The organism is Chryseobacterium formosense, from assembly GCF_900116415.1.
Lineage (GTDB): Bacteria > Bacteroidota > Bacteroidia > Flavobacteriales > Weeksellaceae > Chryseobacterium > Chryseobacterium formosense.
Genome location: NZ_FPAP01000002.1, coordinates 1091239 through 1108022 on the forward strand (window position 1 = coordinate 1091239; position 16784 = coordinate 1108022).

The 16784-nt window shown below is 35.1% G+C and carries 15 protein-coding genes; 9 read left to right on the forward strand and 6 right to left on the reverse strand.

Annotation, left to right across the window (positions count from 1 at the left end):
• Positions 1–82: 82 nt before the first annotated feature.
• Positions 83–1684, forward strand: coding sequence for a gliding motility lipoprotein GldJ (gldJ, locus tag BM371_RS11385; RefSeq protein ID WP_034674356.1), 1602 nt, complete (start codon positions 83–85; stop codon positions 1682–1684).
• Between the two features lie 149 nt (positions 1685–1833).
• Positions 1834–3105 (forward strand): UDP-N-acetylmuramoyl-tripeptide--D-alanyl-D-alanine ligase, encoded by a 1272-nt coding sequence (locus BM371_RS11390; RefSeq protein WP_034674359.1) that lies wholly within the window; start codon positions 1834–1836, stop codon positions 3103–3105.
• Here BM371_RS11390 and BM371_RS11395 read toward each other — a convergent pair.
• Positions 3098–3709, reverse strand: coding sequence for an NUDIX hydrolase (locus BM371_RS11395; RefSeq protein ID WP_034674360.1), 612 nt, complete (start codon positions 3707–3709; stop codon positions 3098–3100). The two genes, BM371_RS11390 and BM371_RS11395, sit on opposite strands and share 8 nt — an antisense overlap.
• Positions 3710–3738: 29 nt before the next feature.
• Between BM371_RS11395 and BM371_RS11400 the strand changes: the two genes are divergently transcribed.
• A complete protein-coding gene (locus tag BM371_RS11400; protein ID WP_034674362.1) occupies positions 3739–4128 on the forward strand; it encodes a hypothetical protein in 390 nt (129 codons plus the stop codon).
• A 32-nt stretch (positions 4129–4160) separates the two neighbouring features.
• Here BM371_RS11400 and BM371_RS11405 read toward each other — a convergent pair whose 3' ends face one another.
• From BM371_RS11405 to BM371_RS11415, 3 genes are read right to left on the reverse strand one after another with little or no spacing between them, the layout of a single operon-like run.
• Positions 4161–5210 carry an anhydro-N-acetylmuramic acid kinase gene (locus BM371_RS11405; protein WP_034674364.1) on the reverse strand — a complete coding sequence of 350 codons (1050 nt, stop codon included), beginning with the start codon at positions 5208–5210 and terminating at the stop codon, positions 4161–4163.
• 3 nt (positions 5211–5213) lie between these two features.
• Positions 5214–5810 carry an LPS export ABC transporter periplasmic protein LptC gene (gene lptC, locus BM371_RS11410; protein WP_034674366.1) on the reverse strand — a complete coding sequence of 199 codons (597 nt, stop codon included), beginning with the start codon at positions 5808–5810 and terminating at the stop codon, positions 5214–5216.
• Between the two features lie 2 nt (positions 5811–5812).
• Positions 5813–7087 carry a membrane protein gene (locus BM371_RS11415; protein ID WP_034674368.1) on the reverse strand — a complete coding sequence of 425 codons (1275 nt, stop codon included), beginning with the start codon at positions 7085–7087 and terminating at the stop codon, positions 5813–5815.
• Between the two features lie 250 nt (positions 7088–7337).
• Here BM371_RS11415 and BM371_RS11420 point away from each other — a divergent pair, with 250 nt between their 5' ends.
• The 5 genes from BM371_RS11420 (at position 7338) to BM371_RS11440 (ending at position 13486) form a co-directional block, all read left to right on the forward strand.
• A complete protein-coding gene (locus BM371_RS11420; RefSeq protein ID WP_034674370.1) occupies positions 7338–8456 on the forward strand; it encodes a DNA polymerase III subunit in 1119 nt (372 codons plus the stop codon).
• Between the two features lie 170 nt (positions 8457–8626).
• Positions 8627–9253, forward strand: coding sequence for a TetR/AcrR family transcriptional regulator (locus tag BM371_RS11425; RefSeq protein ID WP_034674373.1), 627 nt, complete (start codon positions 8627–8629; stop codon positions 9251–9253).
• The gene (locus BM371_RS11430; RefSeq protein ID WP_034674375.1) at positions 9237–10550 is read left to right on the forward strand and encodes a TolC family protein; all 1314 of its coding nucleotides are present in this window, start codon (positions 9237–9239) and stop codon (positions 10548–10550) included. Before BM371_RS11425 ends, BM371_RS11430 begins: the two co-directional genes overlap by 17 nt.
• Positions 10551–10569: 19 nt before the next feature.
• Complete coding sequence (locus BM371_RS11435) at positions 10570–11673, forward strand: HlyD family secretion protein (RefSeq protein ID WP_034674378.1); 1104 nt, start codon at positions 10570–10572, stop codon at positions 11671–11673.
• 235 nt (positions 11674–11908) lie between these two features.
• Complete coding sequence (locus BM371_RS11440) at positions 11909–13486, forward strand: DHA2 family efflux MFS transporter permease subunit (protein ID WP_034674380.1); 1578 nt, start codon at positions 11909–11911, stop codon at positions 13484–13486.
• 38 nt (positions 13487–13524) lie between these two features.
• Here the strand turns inward: BM371_RS11440 and BM371_RS11445 are convergent, their stop codons facing one another.
• Together BM371_RS11445 and BM371_RS11450 are read right to left on the reverse strand one after the other, a co-directional pair.
• Positions 13525–14166 (reverse strand): response regulator transcription factor, encoded by a 642-nt coding sequence (locus BM371_RS11445; RefSeq protein ID WP_034674382.1) that lies wholly within the window; start codon positions 14164–14166, stop codon positions 13525–13527.
• Complete coding sequence (locus BM371_RS11450) at positions 14153–16141, reverse strand: tetratricopeptide repeat-containing sensor histidine kinase (protein WP_051882634.1); 1989 nt, start codon at positions 16139–16141, stop codon at positions 14153–14155. Before BM371_RS11450 ends, BM371_RS11445 begins: the two co-directional genes overlap by 14 nt.
• A gap of 197 nt (positions 16142–16338) precedes the next feature.
• Between BM371_RS11450 and BM371_RS11455 the strand changes: the two genes are divergently transcribed.
• Positions 16339–16755 (forward strand): hypothetical protein, encoded by a 417-nt coding sequence (locus tag BM371_RS11455; protein WP_034674383.1) that lies wholly within the window; start codon positions 16339–16341, stop codon positions 16753–16755.
• Positions 16756–16784: the final 29 nt, after the last annotated feature.

Genomic DNA, 16784 nt, shown 5'->3' on the forward strand with positions numbered 1-16784 from the left:
TTTTTCAAAAAAATCAAATCTTTATTTGATTTATTGAATAATTTATTTTTTCTTTGTACTTTGAATAATATTTATATCGACTATGAAAAAACTAAAGTTGTTTTCATTAATAGCATTAAGTTCTACACTTGCATTAACCAGTTGTGGTGGTTCAGGCACTTCCGGAGGCGGCGGTACTAAAAAGTTTGTCAGCAAGACAGGTTGGAAACCAAACGAAAAACAGGGTTGGTTTTTTGCAGGAAAGCAACAGAAACAAAAAGGTTGGCCGGGGATGGTATATGTGGAAGGTGGAACTTTTACCATGGGATTAGTGAAAGATGATGTAATGCACGATTGGAATAACACGCCACGCAGAATGCAGGTGAGTTCATTCTTTATCGGTGAAACTGAGATTACTAACTACGAATACCGCGAATACCTTACATGGTTGAAGTATGTATTCCCCCCTAGTGATCCTAGCTTCAAAGAAATATACAACGGTGCTTTGCCCGATACTTTATTGTGGGATAATAAATTATCTAGAAATGACCTGAATGAAACGTATTTCAGAGATCAGAACTACGATTATTATCCGGTAGTAGGAGTTTCTTGGACTCAGGCAAACAGATACTGCGAATGGTTGACAGACAGAGCGAACGAAAAAGCTTTGATGCAGGCAGGTATTATTGCAAAAGATTTGTACATCAACGAATCAAACAATCAAGGTGGAACTGCATTCAATATGGATAAATTCAAATCGAATGATCCGGAAATGCAAGGATATATCAATGAAAAAAGAATGCAGCAAAAAACAGGTATGAAAACTACCAACCAAAGACTTTTGGCTGCAAACGGATCTCCAAATTCAGGGTTAGTGACGAAATTCAGACTTCCTACAGAAGTTGAATGGGAATATGCTGCTCTTGGAATGGAGAAAAACAGAGAATACAACAATTATTTAGATAAGAAACCTCAGATCGACCTTCTTAGAGGTACTAAAGGTAAAAACAGAGGGATGATTCTTGAAAACTTCAAGCAAGGAAGAGGGGATTATTCAGGACCTGCAGGCTGGAAAAATGATGGTGCTGCTCAAACTTCAGACGTTAGACAGTTTCCTTCAAACAACATCGGTATCTATGGTATGTTTGGTAACGTTGCAGAATGGACTGCAGACGTGTACAGACCAATCATCGATGAAGAAGCAAGCGACTTCAACTACTATAGAGGAAATATGCCTCAAGCTATCGTAAGAAACGGTGACGGTACTTACAAAATGGTAGAAGAAGGTTCAATGCAGTATGATACATTGGCAGACGGACGTTTGGTTTACAAAAACCTTCCGGGTCAGTTCGAAAGAAAGACAATTGCAGATTACAGAAACTATAGAGATGGTGACAGACAGTCTTCATTAGACTATAGAAACGCTAATGATTCTACAGCTTCTTACAACATGTACAATGCACCGGCTAAGAAATTTATCGTTGATGCAAACGGTAGAGTAGTAATGCAGAAAGATGCTAAAGACAGAACATCTGCAATCTCTAACGACATCAGAGTTGTAAAAGGTGGTTCTTGGCAAGATTCAGCTTATTGGTTGGATCCGGGACAAAGAAGATACAAAAATCAGTCAGCTGGTTATGGTTGGGTTGGTTTCCGTGTAGCTCAGGATGCTAGAGTAAACGACAAATCTAGAACGAGAAGATAATATTTATCAAAATACTTAAAAAAAACCTCCCGAATCTACGGGAGGTTTTTTATTTTTGAATGCTGAAAATATTGTGAAAATAATTAGCTTTTAAGCAACTTCCATCACTTATATTCAGACAAATTAAGAAAAATAATACCCGTTTTTACATGAATACAGAACAGTTTTATCCTCTATACCTTAAAGCAAATAAAGTAACGATCGACAGCAGAAAAATTGCCAAAAATGATATTTTCTTTGCCTTTTCAGGAGAAAATTTCGATGCTGCAAGCGTAGCAGAAAAAGCGATCGATCAGGGAGCACTGGCTGTAATTGTTGAAAATAAAGAGTTTGAAAATTCAGAAAAAAATATTTTCTACGTTCCGTCAACACTTGAGTTTTTACAGCAACTGGCTGTTCATCACAGAAATCAATTAAATATTCCGGCTATCGGTCTTACAGGAAGTAACGGGAAAACGACTACCAAAGAACTTATTCATGCAGTACTTTCGGAAAAGTATAATGTTCAGTACACCTTTGGTAATTTAAATAATCATATTGGTGTTCCTTTGACGCTGCTTTCTATAAAACCTGAACATGAAATGGCAGTAATCGAAATGGGAGCCAATCATCAGAAAGAAATTGAACTTTTATCTCATATTGCAAAACCTAATTTCGGATATATTACCAATTTCGGGAAAGCACATTTAGAAGGTTTTGGCGGTTTTGAAGGAGTTATTAAAGGCAAATCCGAATTGTATGATTATCTTATAGCGCATCAGCAAACGATTGTTATTAATGAAAATGATCCGATTCAGGTTGAGAAAACACAAAACTATTCCAACAAAATTACTTTTGGAAAAGAAAGTTCAGATTATCAGTTTGAACTGTTTTCATCCGATCATTTTGTGGGTTTAAAATATCAGAATGAAAAGGCTTTATCTAAACTTACAGGGGATTATAATTTTACCAATCTTTGCGCAGCAGTAAGCTTTGGGCTTCACTTTGGTGTTGATTTCAATAAAATTAAATCTGCCATAGAGAATTATACGCCGACCAATATGCGTTCTCAGATTGTGAAGAAAGAGGGGAAGACATTAGTTTTAGATACTTATAATGCAAACCCAAGTTCTATGTCGGCTTCATTGAATAATTTTATCACATTTGAAGGCTCAAAAACCATCATCATAGGTGATATGCTTGAGTTGGGAGATGAGAGCAAAAAAGAGCACCAAAACATCCTTGAAATGGCTCGAAAATTAGGCTTTAACGAAATCATTACGGTAGGAAAACAGTTTAAAAATGTTAACGCTATTTCTAAAGCATTTGAAAAAACAGATGATCTGATCGAATATCTGAAAGAAAATAAAATTCTCTCAGATCATATTCTTCTTAAAGCTTCACGCGGAATTTCTCTGGAAAAAGCAATCGATTTTATTTAGATTTCGAATCCCAGAATTCTTTAATAATCAGTTCTATATTTTTGAACGTGCTTGGGAAAACTTCGTCTTTTATCTGAGAGGTATTTTTCCAGGCAACTTCAGTTATTCCTTCTTCAATCTGAGGTTTGGAGGTATCTTCGCCGTCAAAAAACATTTCAAACCAATGGGTATATTTCAGCACACGATCTCCATTTCTTTCGATGTAAATATGATAGGTGGTGTTGATGAAGTCTTTTAATTCCACATTCATCAATCCGGTTTCTTCCTCGATTTCCCTTACCGCAGATTCTTCACGCGATTCTCCTTTTTCCATCTTACCTTTCGGAAGATCCCATTTTCCGAGTCTTTTAATAAAAAGAGTATCTCCATTTGGCTTATTCACAATTCCGCCGGCTGCTTCAATGATTCTGAAAAGCTTTCTGAATTCAGACCAGATTTCATCAATCTGTTCACCAAAAACATTCAGTTCCGAGGTTGAAGTATTCTGTAAAAGATCAAGCGCAATTTCTAAAGTTGTGAAACTTTCATATTTTAAGGTTTTCTCTAAGTTTTCAGGGTGCTTAGATATCAATAATTTTTTTTCGTTCACAAAAACTTTATACATTTGTAGTAATTTAAATACAAAAATAAAAAATGAATTTAGAAGGACGAAAAATTATTGTCAATAAATCATCTAAAGATTTGTCTGAGCTGCTGAAATCTCCTGAAAATTATAAAGAATTTATGCCAGATGGTCTTCAGAAGTTTGAAACGAGAGAAGACGGTTTCAAATTCGGACTTCAGGGGATGCCCGAAATTGCATTAAAAATTGATGAAGTGACCGATGAAAAGGCAGTTTTGAAATCAGCCAGCTCAAGTTTAGATTTTGCTCTTACGGCAACCTTAAAACCGCTGAATGAGAATCAGACTGAAGTTCAGATGCTTTTTGAAGGAAAATTTAATCCTTTCATTAAAATGATGGTAGAAAAGCCGCTTCAGAATTTCATCAATACACTTACAGATAAGATCGAAGCTTATAAATAATAAAACAAAAACCTTCAGAAATGAAGGTTTTTTTATGAGATAATTCCTGAGCTGTGATCTTGTAAGCTTCCCGTTGCGGATGCAATAATGTTTATCTCATCGTTCCATCTCAAAACTCCCATAAAAGCAAATATCAAAGCTTCTTTGAAATCGATGATTTGTTTTTCGGGAATAATGATTTCGGATTCGGTTTTAATTTTGATTCTTTCAATCAGATATTGATTGTAAGTTCCGCCTCCGGTAAACAATACTTTTTTGAGCTGATTTTTATTTAATATTTTTGAAATCTGTTCAGCCGTGTGTTCTGTAAATGTTGCTAAAACATCCAAAGCTTCTATTCCTGAAAATAAAGGATATACATTTTCATTGCACCATTCAATGCCCAATGATTTTGGATGCGGTAGATTATAAAATTCCAAAGAATTTAATTTTGCTAATACGTCTTGATTAATGTTTCCTTTCCTGGCTAAATCACCATTTTCATCGTAATTCTGATTGAAATTCTGCGCCAGATTATTCAGAACAATATTTAAAGGAGCAATGTCAAAAGCAATTCTTTTGTTGTTTATTTTAAATGAAATATTAGAAAATCCTCCCAAATTAAGACAGGCGTCATACTCTGAAAAAAGCATTTCATCACCTATCGGAACCAGAGGCGCACCATTTCCGCCCAGCAAAACATCCTGAGAACGGAAATCGTAAATAACAGGAATTTCCGTCATTGTTTTTATAGCTCTTCCGTCACCAATCTGAAGGGTGAATTTTCTTTGTGGCTGATGAAAAACGGTATGACCGTGAGAGGCAATCAGATCAATTTTTTCAAGTTGATTGTTTTCAATAAAATTCCTGACAGATTTACCTAAATAAAAGCCATAATCAGAATTTAAAGCTAATAAATCCTGTGAAGAAAGGTATATTGAATTCCTTAACTGATCTTCTAAGTCTTTGGGATAGGGAAGTGTTTCAGCCTTTAATATTTTAAAATTCCATTTAGAATTTTCTTTCCAAAATTGAGCAAAACAAATATCCAGACCATCAAGACTGGTTCCGGACATCAGACCTATCGCTTTTAGAACAGTCATAATTTATGGTCTTGGTTGAGCAATCTGAGTTTTACTCACATCAAGATCCCCCGAATTATTGAAGAACTTGTATTCTGAGAAATCGTCTTTGGCTGTCATTCCGTTGGCATGAACCATTGTAGAACCATCTTCCATAGTGGCATAAACGGTATCACGTGTGTAAATTCTTTTCTTATTCTGATCCCAGAAAACACTTTGCGTTGCAAATCTCTGACCTTCACTGGTTAAAATCTTTACATTTCCGCGTGCCTCATAAAACTTTTTATAGTCGTAGATTTTGGCAAACTTTGCAGTAATATTACCTGGATTTTTTGGTTTTTTCTTATCAAAAAATTCTATTCTCATTCCTTTTCTGGCAACGGTATATTGACTGTCGATCAACTCATATTTTTCAATAATAGGAGCGGTCGCCCTTAAGGTAATAAATCCTGAATCTCTCTGAATGATTACAGCATTATGAATAACCTGCGAAGGAAAATTTTTATTATCATTCCCGTTTAATTTGGTGAGGTCTTCTTCGCACGATGTCAGTATAAAAAATATAGCACAACTGAAAAGGTATGCTATATTTTTAAATGCTTTATGTGAAATTAAATTCATTATTAATTATAAAGATTCTTTCTGAACCATCTGTCAGCAAAATTGAAACCAATTTTTAGGTTGAAGAAGTTCTGATTAATCAGATTGTCTTTAAGCGTTCCTCTTTTCCCAAGTTCTAAACCGATTTCCAGACCGCTCATTCTGGTGATACTGCTGGTCTTGAAAGGTAGCATAACTCCTGCAGAAATACCAAATTTATTAATGCTGTTTCCTGCAAGCTCTATATTTCCTTTTTCATAAAAAGCTCCGTAACGGTAAACGATTCTTGAGAAATAACTTCTGAAGTTATTGTAATTTGGCAAATACCAACCTCCTGCAGAAATTCTGTAAGAATCTTTAAAATCGAATGAATTTCCGAAATAGCTTACAGATTCTCCTTTTTTATAATCAATCTGCCCAGAAACAAACCATTGGTTTTCACTTCCGTAACCAACTCCCACAGAAGCCTGTAACGGCAAAAGATTGTTGGAGCTTGTACTTCTTTTTTCGATGATCGTTTCGTTTGCTTTTACGTCTACATCACTGTAATAATAAGTACTGTTAACATACTCAGTCGTCATATTACTGGTATTACCGAAAGTAGCAGTTGCACCGATCGTCAATTTATGATCATTACGATCTACACTTTGGTAACTTGATCCCAATGTGAAATTGAAGTTTTTTATACTGTTTTTGGTTTCGTAACCGTTGATCAATTCTGCATTAGATGCCGTAAATTCATTGAGGTCGTAAAGGTTTCCGAAATAGAAATTAGCTCTTGCACCAAATGATAAATTTGAATTGACCTTATAAGAAACAGCAGCCTGAGCTGTATTCAGAGTTCCGCTTCCTTTGAATTTGTTTCCGTAAACATTTCCGTCACCTAAAGTTTCTGTATGAATGATCTCATAGCTCTTAGAACTATAAGGCTGATACAAAAGTCCCATTTTTATTTTTGATGAAATAGGAAAAGCGATCGAGATATTAGATAAATACGTAGAATGTTTTGTAGACTTCGTATTGTTGTAATCAGTTTTAAAGTAATTATTTTCGTTTGTTGCTTCAAGTTTGATGCTTGTCAGTTCAAAATTGTTGTTGTTTGCAGGGTTTCCGAAATTAAAATTACTGCTGAAATCACTTATAAAAGCAGTCGAAATACCTCCCATAGAAGAGGTTTCAATCGTATTATCATATTTTACATCCCCAATTCCGTAAACTGCATAGGGAGAGTTGCTTAAACTCTGTGCGTTCAGGAAATACCCCACCGAAATGAATGATAGTACAAAAATTTTTTTCATTCTAGATTTTTAAAATAATGCGCAAATATCTTAAATATTAATGAATTGTAAAAATTTACTGAGGTTAAAGTTTGTTAAGGGGGATTTTGTTGTGAATGGTCAATAGCGAATAGTGAATCAGCTTCGCTGTGAATTGTGAATTCTCATTATTCAATAAATATTAAATTGTTATGTGAAATTGACCATTAACTTGCGAAGCAAAATTGATCATTGACAAATTATCAGTTCCAAAAATTATTATCTTTGGTGCATGAAATGGGAAAACATTGCCGGACAGGAAAATCTTAAAAAATTACTGAAAGACAGCATCACCGAAAACAGAGTGAGCCACGCCCAGCTTTTCATCGGAAAAGAAGGTTATGGTACGATGCCACTGGTTTTAGCTTACGCAAGAGAGATTTTAAAAGGTGAAAACGAGCATGCAGCTTCAAAAGTTGAACATCTTAATCACCTCGATCTGCATTTCAGCTTTCCGGTTTTTACGGAAGGAAAAACGGCGGTCAGCAAAAACAGGTTTGATGATTTTCGTGAAATGATTCTTAATTCCGCTTATGCAAGTTTTGATGACTGGACTGCACATTTAGAATCAGAGAATAAACAATTCTTTATTTCTGCGGATGAAGTAGATGACCAAAACCAAAAGTTTGCTTTAAAAAGTTTTGAAGGCGGAACAAAAATTCTCATTGTCTGGAGAGCAGATAAAATGAATGTTGCAGCATCCAATAAATTTCTGAAATTTTTGGAAGAACCGCCTGCGAAAACAATTATTCTTCTTACTGCAGAAAGCACAGACGATATTTTGCCGACAATCTTATCAAGAACTCAACTCATCGAAGTACCAAGAATTAATGATGAGGATATTGAAGCTTATCTAAAGAATAATTTTCAGGTTTCTGCAGAAAAAATAAGAGAAATTGTACATCAGGCGCAAGGAAATCTTAATGATGCCATTAATTTTTTAAACTCAGAAAACAAAAACCCGGAATTTGAAAAGTTATTTGTGCAATGGGTTCGCGATGCATTTATGGTGAAAAAGAAACCGGAATTTCTTAAAAATATCATTTTGTGGGCAAGAGAAATAGCGGGCTGGAACAGAGAAAAGCAAAAGAACTTCCTAAATTATGCTTCGGAGATTTTCAGATTGGCTTTGTTGCAGAATTATCAGTCGCAGGATTTGGTGTATAAAAAAATTGATGCGAATGGTTTCAATTGGGAAGGCTTTTCAAAATTCATCAGTGGTGCAAATATCATCAGTATTTTAGATGAAATAAATGATGCAGATCTACATTTAACAAGAAATGGAAATCCTAAAATTGTGTGGACTGATTTAGGAATAAAACTTTCAAGATATATTCATAAGAATTCTTAGAACTCTTTGTTATTGATTAATACAGGCGTTTTCATTCATTTGGAAACGTTTTTTTATTGATAAAAATTAAACATGAATTTTAATAAAAATTAAAAATAAATTAAAAATTCAATCAATCGTTTGATTTTATCAGAAAAGCATTGTACATTTGCACCCGAAAATTATTACATATGATTTCAAAAGAAGAAAATATATTATTTGCTGCCGAGAAACTTTTTGCCGAAAAAGGTTTTGAAGGAACTTCTACAAGAGAGATTTCGAAAGCCGCAAACGTAAATATTTCGATGATCTCTTATTATTTCGGTTCAAAAGAGAAGCTTTATGAGAAATTGGTAGAATACAGAATGAATGAAGGGCAGTTTTTTTCTAAAGATATTTTGGAACGAACTGATATTAATGAATGGGAGAAAATTGAAAAGATCGTAGACCAGTTTGCAGGAAGAGTAAGACATCACAAATGCTTTTACAGAATAATGCAGAGAGAGCAGCTGCATACAGAAAATCCACAGATTGTTCAGTTTTTAAAGGAAACTAAAATGAGTTTCATCTCAATGTATTCTAAAGTTTTGGAAAGTGGTATACAGAAAGGGATTTTCACTAAAAATCCACCCATTTATTTGTTGCATTCCACAGTAAGCGGAACTTTATTTTACGCATCCAACGCGAAGGAAATGTATAAAGAATTCCTTAATAATACAGATGAAGAGGAAGTTTTCGAAGAACAATATTACTCAGAACTTAATAAACATATTAAATATATACTAAAAGACCTTTTAGGTTATGAAGAGAATAAATAACTCAGTTATTGCATTGTCCCTTCTCGCAGGAATAATGTACACTCATGCTCAGGAGAAAAAGCAGTTAAGCCTTGACGAGGCAGTTCAGCTTGGCATCCAGAACAGTAAAAGTTTAAAAATTGATGCTGCCAAAATTGAAGAAGCAACGGCTGATCTTTTGGAAGCAAAAAACAGACAGCTTCCGGAGCTGAAAGTTTCGGGAAGCTATATGTATCTCCCGATTAAACCGACTATCGATTTGAAAATTCCGGGTGTTTCTTCAGCGGGCGGACCGGAAGTCCATCAGGTTGCATTTGGTTCGGCGAATTTAAGTGTTCCATTGTACAGTGGAGGTAGAATTAAATACGGAATTCAGTCGGCAAAATATTTGGTGGAAGCATCAAAATTAAGCTCAGAAAACGATAAAGTTGCGATTGCTTATAATGTTGCAGAAGCTTATAATAATTTATTCAAAGCCAATCAATCCATTAAAGTTTTAGAAGAAAATCTTACAGCTTCTCAGAAAAGAGACGAGACATTTTTAAAGCTGGAAAATAACGGAGTAATTGCAAGAAACGACCGTTTAAAAGCAAATCTTCAGACCTCAAATATTGAATTGCAGCTTTTAGAAGCAAAAAATAATTACAATATCGCCAATATCAATATGGATTTGCTTTTGGGACTTCCGGAATCTACGGAAATCGAAGTAGACCAAAATTACATTGGTGAATCTGATGAAGTAAAAACCGTCGACTTTTATCTGAATGAAGCAAAAGAAAACCGTAAAGATCTTCAGGCTTTAGACCAACAGAGAAAAGCGGCAGAATTGGGAACGAAATCGGCAAAAGCAGAAAATCTTCCTTCGATCGCTTTAACTGGTGGTTACGTTGCAGCGGATGTTCCGAAGTTTTTAACATTATATAATGCTGTAAACGTGGGAGTGGGGATATCTTACAACCTATCAAATCTCTGGAAAGAAAACTCTTCTTTAAAACAATCTAAAGCCAGAGAAATGCAATTGTCTGCAACCAATGAATTGCTTAATGATAATATCAAACTGGATGTAAACAGAGAATATCAAAACACAGATTACTCGAAAAAGAGAATTGCGGTATTTGAAAAATCTGCCGAACAAGCCAACGAAAATTACAGAATTACAAAAAATAAATACGACAACGGTTTGGCAACGATGACCGAACTTTTGGATGCAGATGCAGCACAAATTGCAGCAAATGTCGGTGTAATCAATGCCAAAGCAGATGCTTCTCTGGCATACAGAAAACTATTACAAACTACAGGAACTTTAACAATTAAATAAAAACAGAACGATACCCAAAATGGAAAATAATAATACACAGGCAACCGAACCTAAAAAGAAAAAAAGTTTAGTCTTTCCTATTATTTTGGCGGTGGTTTTAGTAGGAGGTGGAATCTTCGGATACAGATCTTACTCTTACGGACAAGTGCATGAAGAAACTGATGATGCTCAGATTGCATCAAACTTAGCTCCCGTGATTTCGAAAATTTCTGGTTATGTGACGGACGTAAAAGTGAAAGACAACCAGTTTGTGAAAAAAGGAGATACTTTGGTGATTCTGGATAACAGAGACCAGAAAATGGCTCTTCAACAAGCAGAAGCTGCTTTAGTTACGGCAAAAAGTAATATTTCCAACGCTGAAGCTTCTACAACAGCAACCTCAAAAAACATCGGTTCTTCTCAGGCAGCAGTGACAACCGCTAATGCACAGATTGAAGCAGCAAAAGTAAATGTTTGGAAAACCGGGCAGGATTTAAAGAGATACGAAATTCTTGTAAAAGATCACTCGATTACAGAACAGCAGTACGAACAGGCTTTAGCAGCAAAACAGTCTGCAGACAGACAATTGCAGGTTTTAGTTGATCAAAAAAATCAGATTGCTCAGCAGACGAATATTGCTTCTTCTCAGACAGCGGCAAGTTCTCAGCAAATCAGTGTTGCGGGATCTGTGGCAAAACAAAGAGAAGTAGATGTTGAAAATGCTAGATTAAATTTATCATATACCGTAATTGTTGCTCCTGAAGACGGTTTTGTAGGGAAAGTGCCTATTCAGGCAGGACAATATTTGCAGGCAGGTTCTCAATTATTTGCTTTGGTTAAAAATGATCAGAAATGGGTTGTTGCCAACTTTAAAGAAACTCAGGTTGATAAAATGGTTGAAGGACAGAAAGTAAAAATCGAAATCGATGCTTTTCCTGACAAAGATTTTGAAGGGGTTGTAAGCTCATTCTCTCCGGCAACAGGTTCTACATTCTCTATTCTTCCTCCGGATAATGCAAGCGGAAACTTCGTAAAAGTAGTACAAAGACTTCCTGTAAAAATAGATTTTGTAAATCTTGATAAAGATATTGCAAAAAGACTGAGAACAGGAATGAATGTAAAAGCAGAAGTTTCTTTAAAATAAAGAGACAGGTTAAAAGGAAAAGGTATAACGTTTATATTCTTTCTGTTTGGAAAGATTTTAAAATAAGTGAATTGTCAGTTTTGCTGAAGAAAGTCAATTGTGAATTGAAAATGAAGTAAGATTGATGGAGTTTTGGAAATGAAGTAGTAAAAATTGACAATGAAGTTGATTACTGATAATTCACTTTTTTTAAACCTCAACCTTAAACTTAGCCTAATAATACATTAAAAAATCAATGCAAGATTCATTAGTAGAATACGGAGCCCGAAGAGTAATCATTACGATTACAGCGATTCTTTGTGCTTTGCTGGAAATTGTCGATTCCACGATTGTAAATGTTGCCCTCAACGAGATGAAGGGAAACCTGGGATCTACACTTTCTGAAGTGGGTTGGGTAATTACAGCGTATGCCATTGGTAACGTAATTGTAGTTCCCATGACGAGCTGGCTGTCTCAACAGTTTGGACGTAGAAATTACTTTGCGGCATCCATCATTATATTTACCATTTTTTCTTTTCTCTGCGGAAATGCAGATAATATTTGGGAACTGGTATTTTTCAGACTGTGTCAAGGTATCGGAGGTGGTGCATTGCTGGTAACATCACAGACCATCATTACCGAATCTTATCCTATCGAAAAAAGAAGTATGGCGCAGGCAATTTATGGTTTGGGAGTTATTATTGGCCCGACTTTAGGTCCGCCATTGGGGGGATATATTGTTGATAATTACAGCTGGCCGTATATATTTTATATTAATATTCCAATTGGGATTGCGGCTACCTTAATGACTCTACAGTTTATTAAAAGTCCTAAATTTTCCGAAAAACGTAAGGCTTCAGATGTAGACTGGTTGGGAATTGCACTTTTGGCAGTTACCGTAGGATCTCTTCAATTTATTCTGGAAAGAGGCCATGAAGAAGACTGGTTTGAAAGCGGAATGATCGTCACCTTTACTTCTACAGCTGTTTTAGGATTTATATGTTTCCTTTGGCGTGAACTCACTTTCAAATATCCAATTGTGGAGCTCAGGGTTCTGAAAAACGGAAACTTAAGGATCGGAACGGTGATGTCTTTCGTGTTAGGATTCGGTCTTTATGGTTCAACGTTTATCGTTCCTTTATATACGCAAAGTATTTTGGGCTGGACAGCGCTTCAGTCAGGTGCTTTAATGATCCCGGCTGCACTTACAACCGCATTTATGATGCCGATTATTGGCCGATTACTTTCAAAAGGAGCGAAACAGCAGATTCTCGTTTCTTTGGGATTGCTTATATTCTTTATTTACAGTTTCTGGGGTTATAAGATTCTGACACCCGATACCGGGAAAGATGCCTTTTTCTGGATGCTGATTGTGCGAGGAATGGGATTAGGTTTATTATTTATTCCGATTACATCTTTATCACTAAGTACCTTAAAAGGTCAGGAAATCGGTCAGGGTGCAGCTTTTACAGGAATGATGCGACAGCTTGGTGGTTCTTTCGGAGTTGCGGCCATCACAACGTTTATTGCCAATGCAAGTCAGAAATACCGTGTGAACTTAATAAGTCATTTAGATTCTACCGATTTTGATGTTCAGCAAAGAATAAATGGTTTAAAAGCCAGTTTCATGGCAAAAGGAATGACTCCCGATGCTGCATTGAATGCTGCTTATAAAGTATTGGATATGTCTGTGACAAAACAGGCAACCGTACTTTCTTATATGGATGTATTTCTTTATCTGGGGATTGCGTTTCTCGTTTGTATACCTTTCATCTTGTTTGTGAGAGAAAGAAAAAGCAAAGAGAAAATAGACCTGAGTGAAGCCATGCACTAATTTTTCTTAGAAACCTCCGGATTTTTTCGGAGGTTTTTTTATTCCAGAATCATATTCTGCTGAATCGCCATATTTACAAGCTCGGCTGAGTTTTTTGCACCAAATTTATTAAGCAGATTTTTACGATGCGTATCAACAGTTAATGAGCTTAAACAAAGTTCATTCGCAATCTCATTACTCGTTTTTCCTTTTGCTAAAAACTGAAGAATCTGTTTTTCTCTTTTCGTCAGACGTGGAGTAGTAGTTAATTGCTGTGGAGAAGGCTTGCTGATGATGTTTTTGGTCTCGTTGCAGAAAACAATATTTCCTGAAAGTGCACCCTGAAAACATTCCATTAACTCTTCAATGGAAACATTTTTCAACAAATAACCACTGGCTCCATTTTGAATACACTGCATAATAATACTTCTTTCGGAGCGGTTACTGAACATAATAACAGAAGTATTCGGCGAAATTTTCTTAATCTCTTCACATAATTGTATTCCGCTGATGTCGGGAAGAGAAATGTCAAGCAAAACAATATCAACCTCATTCGTTTTCACAAATTTGATGACTTCAGAACCATTGGTAAATGTTTCGGAAATTTGAAAAAACGGTTTGTCGGATAACATGATTTTCAGTCCTTCAATGACGATCGGATGGTCATCTACAATAACAATATTAATTTTATGAGATTGCATGAGTATTGAGTTCTATATTAATTGCCGTTCCTTCATTATCAGAATTGATTTCCATTTTTCCTTTTAAATAATCAACACGGATTCGTAAATTATGAAGACCCATGCTTTTTGTTTTTGAATGATAATTTTCATCAAAACCTCTGCCGTCATCTTCAATGGTAATCATAAAAATATCATTTGACTGGGAACATTGCAGCAATATATTTTTTGCTTCTGAATGTTTAACCGCATTTGCCAGAATTTCCTGTACAATTCTGAAAATATTAATCTGAATAGCTAATGAAAGCTTTGAATTGATGTCGATTGCCTGAAAATCAATATGTAAATCGTTTCGGGTGTAAAATTCACAAAGGTCTTTTAATGCGGTTTCTAAACCAAATTTTAAAAGAGATTCAGGCATAAGATTCCGTGAAATATTTCTCAGCTCAGAAACAGATTGATCCAGCTGATTAAGAATTTCATTAAAGTTTTCTTTATTTTTTTGTTCTAAATTTTGCGAGGCCCATGTCGAAAAATTAATTTTCACTCCGGCAAGCATTCCGCCAAGTCCGTCGTGAAGGTCTTTTCCGACTCTTTCTCTTTCCTTTTCTTCACCTTCAAGAATGGCTTTTGTTATTTTTAATTCTTCCTGCTGCGCAATTTCTTTAAGTTTTTGATGGTGATTAATTTCCTTTTGCTTGCTTAATTTTTTAGTATAAAAATAAATGGCAATCATTAAAATAATCAGAAATAAAGACGCAAAACCAAGAAGCCATAAATACTGGTTTTTCTTATTGATTTCCAGTTCTTTTTGTGCTTTTTCAGTGTTCAGATTGGCAATTTCTTTTTGTTTTTCTGCGGTTCTGAATTTGGTTTCCAGCTTATTGAGTTCCAGCTTTACGTTTTCAGTATTTAAACTGTCACTCAATTTCGAATACTTCTTTTCCCAGATTAAAGCTTCAGGAAGATTTCCCATTTGTTCATTTAGGCTTGAAAGCTGGTTGTAAAACGTTTTTCTGTTATTTACATCAATAATCAGTGTTTTTTCAGACAAAATATCTTCCAGAACTTTTTTTGCTTCATTTAGTTTATTTTGCTTTCTCAGAATATCATATTTGTTGAGATAAAACATCTGGGTCAAAAGATTCTGATTCGATTTTTTAGCATAAACCAACCCTTTTTCAATCATCGGAAGCGCTTCTTCATTCTTTTGTTTGGTAATAAAATAAAGTGTCTTTCCGTAATAATAGGAAGCATTGGATGAAGATTCAGGATAAGGCTGAATCAATTTTTCTGCTTTGTCTAAAAACCTTTTCGCTTCATCTCCTTTAGCCTGATAACAGAAATTACTTGCCGTATTTAAGTAGGCAAAAAACAATTCAGGAGAGTTGGGTGCATTTTTTTCTAATAATTGAATGGCTTTTGTGTTGTATTCAAAAGCTTTTGCAAACTCAGCATTATAGGTAAGAATAATCGCAAGTTGAGAATAAAGCTGACCTAAAGTTTTATGATCCTTATACTTTTCCACCTGCGGAATGCTTTTTTCAACTAAAATTTTAACCAAAAAAGGATAACCTTCTTTATTCTTCTGCGTAACTCCATAGTTATACCATGAGGAAGCGATGTAAAAATCGGCTTCTTCAGTTTTAATTTTAGAGAATTCCTTTATAGCTTTTTGGAAAGAGAGTGCTGCTTTTTCTTTGTTTCGTTCTATAAAATGTTGTCCTTCATAATAATGATATTTTGCTTTGTTTAAAGGATTTTTTAAACCTAAAGTGGCGGCTTTCTGTAAATAATTTTTACTTGAAAGCGAATCTGTATTTCGGTAAAAGCTTGATAGTAAGAAATAGGCTGTTGCTTTTGAATGATTGTCGGTTTTTCCGTTGACCACATTTTTTAAGCTGTCCGAATACGCTTTTTCGTTAAGAGGAATAAGTTGTTGCGATTGCAGGTAAAGAGATAAAAAAATACAGAGGGTGATAAGGTGTTTCTTCATGCTATCAATTTCATTATTTGAAATAAAAACTCCACAATTTAGTGATAAAATTAATATCAGAAAATACCTAAAATCTGGTAGAAAATTTTACTTGATTCTGAGGATTGATTGCCGCTTCGCACAATCATAGTTTTGCAGGTACTAAATCAGACAGATTACGGAATTAACAATAACAGTAATATTTAACAAGAGAAATTATGAAAAAAATGAAATTGAAAAACGTTTTAAGAGGATCATTTGTAATGGTGATGATGGCGTTGATTTTTGGCTTTGTAACCTCGTGCAGCAATGATGACGATGACAACATTCAGGGAACGAATAAATCTCACAAAGTGGTTTTCAAAGCGGAAGCATCTGCGGGAAGCAATATTGAGATCGCTGTTTACGGAATCGACGGAAATCCTACCACTGCAAGCAGCTTAAGCGGTACAACATGGTCAAGCCCGGAAATTACTTCTGAAGCAGGAGCATTGAGTGCTAATGTTGCGGTAAATGCAATTGGAGCAAGCGCTTCATCTACTTTGAAAGTTCAGATCTGGGTAGATGGTGAACTTAAAAAAGAAGGAACTTCAAGCGGACAATATTTATCTGCATCTGCAGCATATACGTTCTAAAAATTAAACTGATGATGAAAAGGAATCCG

What these genes read in the sequence shown, in the direction of transcription:
- gldJ (WP_034674356.1), top strand. Translation starts at nt 83, where the DNA reads ATGAAAAAACTAAAGTTGTTTTCATTAATAGCATTAAGTTCTACACTT.
- BM371_RS11390 (WP_034674359.1), top strand. Translation starts at nt 1,834, where the DNA reads ATGAATACAGAACAGTTTTATCCTCTATACCTTAAAGCAAATAAAGTA.
- BM371_RS11395 (WP_034674360.1), bottom strand. Translation starts at nt 3,709, where the DNA reads ATGTATAAAGTTTTTGTGAACGAAAAAAAATTATTGATATCTAAGCAC.
- BM371_RS11400 (WP_034674362.1), top strand. Translation starts at nt 3,739, where the DNA reads ATGAATTTAGAAGGACGAAAAATTATTGTCAATAAATCATCTAAAGAT.
- BM371_RS11405 (WP_034674364.1), bottom strand. Translation starts at nt 5,210, where the DNA reads ATGACTGTTCTAAAAGCGATAGGTCTGATGTCCGGAACCAGTCTTGAT.
- lptC (WP_034674366.1), bottom strand. Translation starts at nt 5,810, where the DNA reads ATGAATTTAATTTCACATAAAGCATTTAAAAATATAGCATACCTTTTC.
- BM371_RS11415 (WP_034674368.1), bottom strand. Translation starts at nt 7,087, where the DNA reads ATGAAAAAAATTTTTGTACTATCATTCATTTCGGTGGGGTATTTCCTG.
- BM371_RS11420 (WP_034674370.1), top strand. Translation starts at nt 7,338, where the DNA reads ATGAAATGGGAAAACATTGCCGGACAGGAAAATCTTAAAAAATTACTG.
- BM371_RS11425 (WP_034674373.1), top strand. Translation starts at nt 8,627, where the DNA reads ATGATTTCAAAAGAAGAAAATATATTATTTGCTGCCGAGAAACTTTTT.
- BM371_RS11430 (WP_034674375.1), top strand. Translation starts at nt 9,237, where the DNA reads ATGAAGAGAATAAATAACTCAGTTATTGCATTGTCCCTTCTCGCAGGA.
- BM371_RS11435 (WP_034674378.1), top strand. Translation starts at nt 10,570, where the DNA reads ATGGAAAATAATAATACACAGGCAACCGAACCTAAAAAGAAAAAAAGT.
- BM371_RS11440 (WP_034674380.1), top strand. Translation starts at nt 11,909, where the DNA reads ATGCAAGATTCATTAGTAGAATACGGAGCCCGAAGAGTAATCATTACG.
- BM371_RS11445 (WP_034674382.1), bottom strand. Translation starts at nt 14,166, where the DNA reads ATGCAATCTCATAAAATTAATATTGTTATTGTAGATGACCATCCGATC.
- BM371_RS11450 (WP_051882634.1), bottom strand. Translation starts at nt 16,141, where the DNA reads ATGAAGAAACACCTTATCACCCTCTGTATTTTTTTATCTCTTTACCTG.
- BM371_RS11455 (WP_034674383.1), top strand. Translation starts at nt 16,339, where the DNA reads ATGAAAAAAATGAAATTGAAAAACGTTTTAAGAGGATCATTTGTAATG.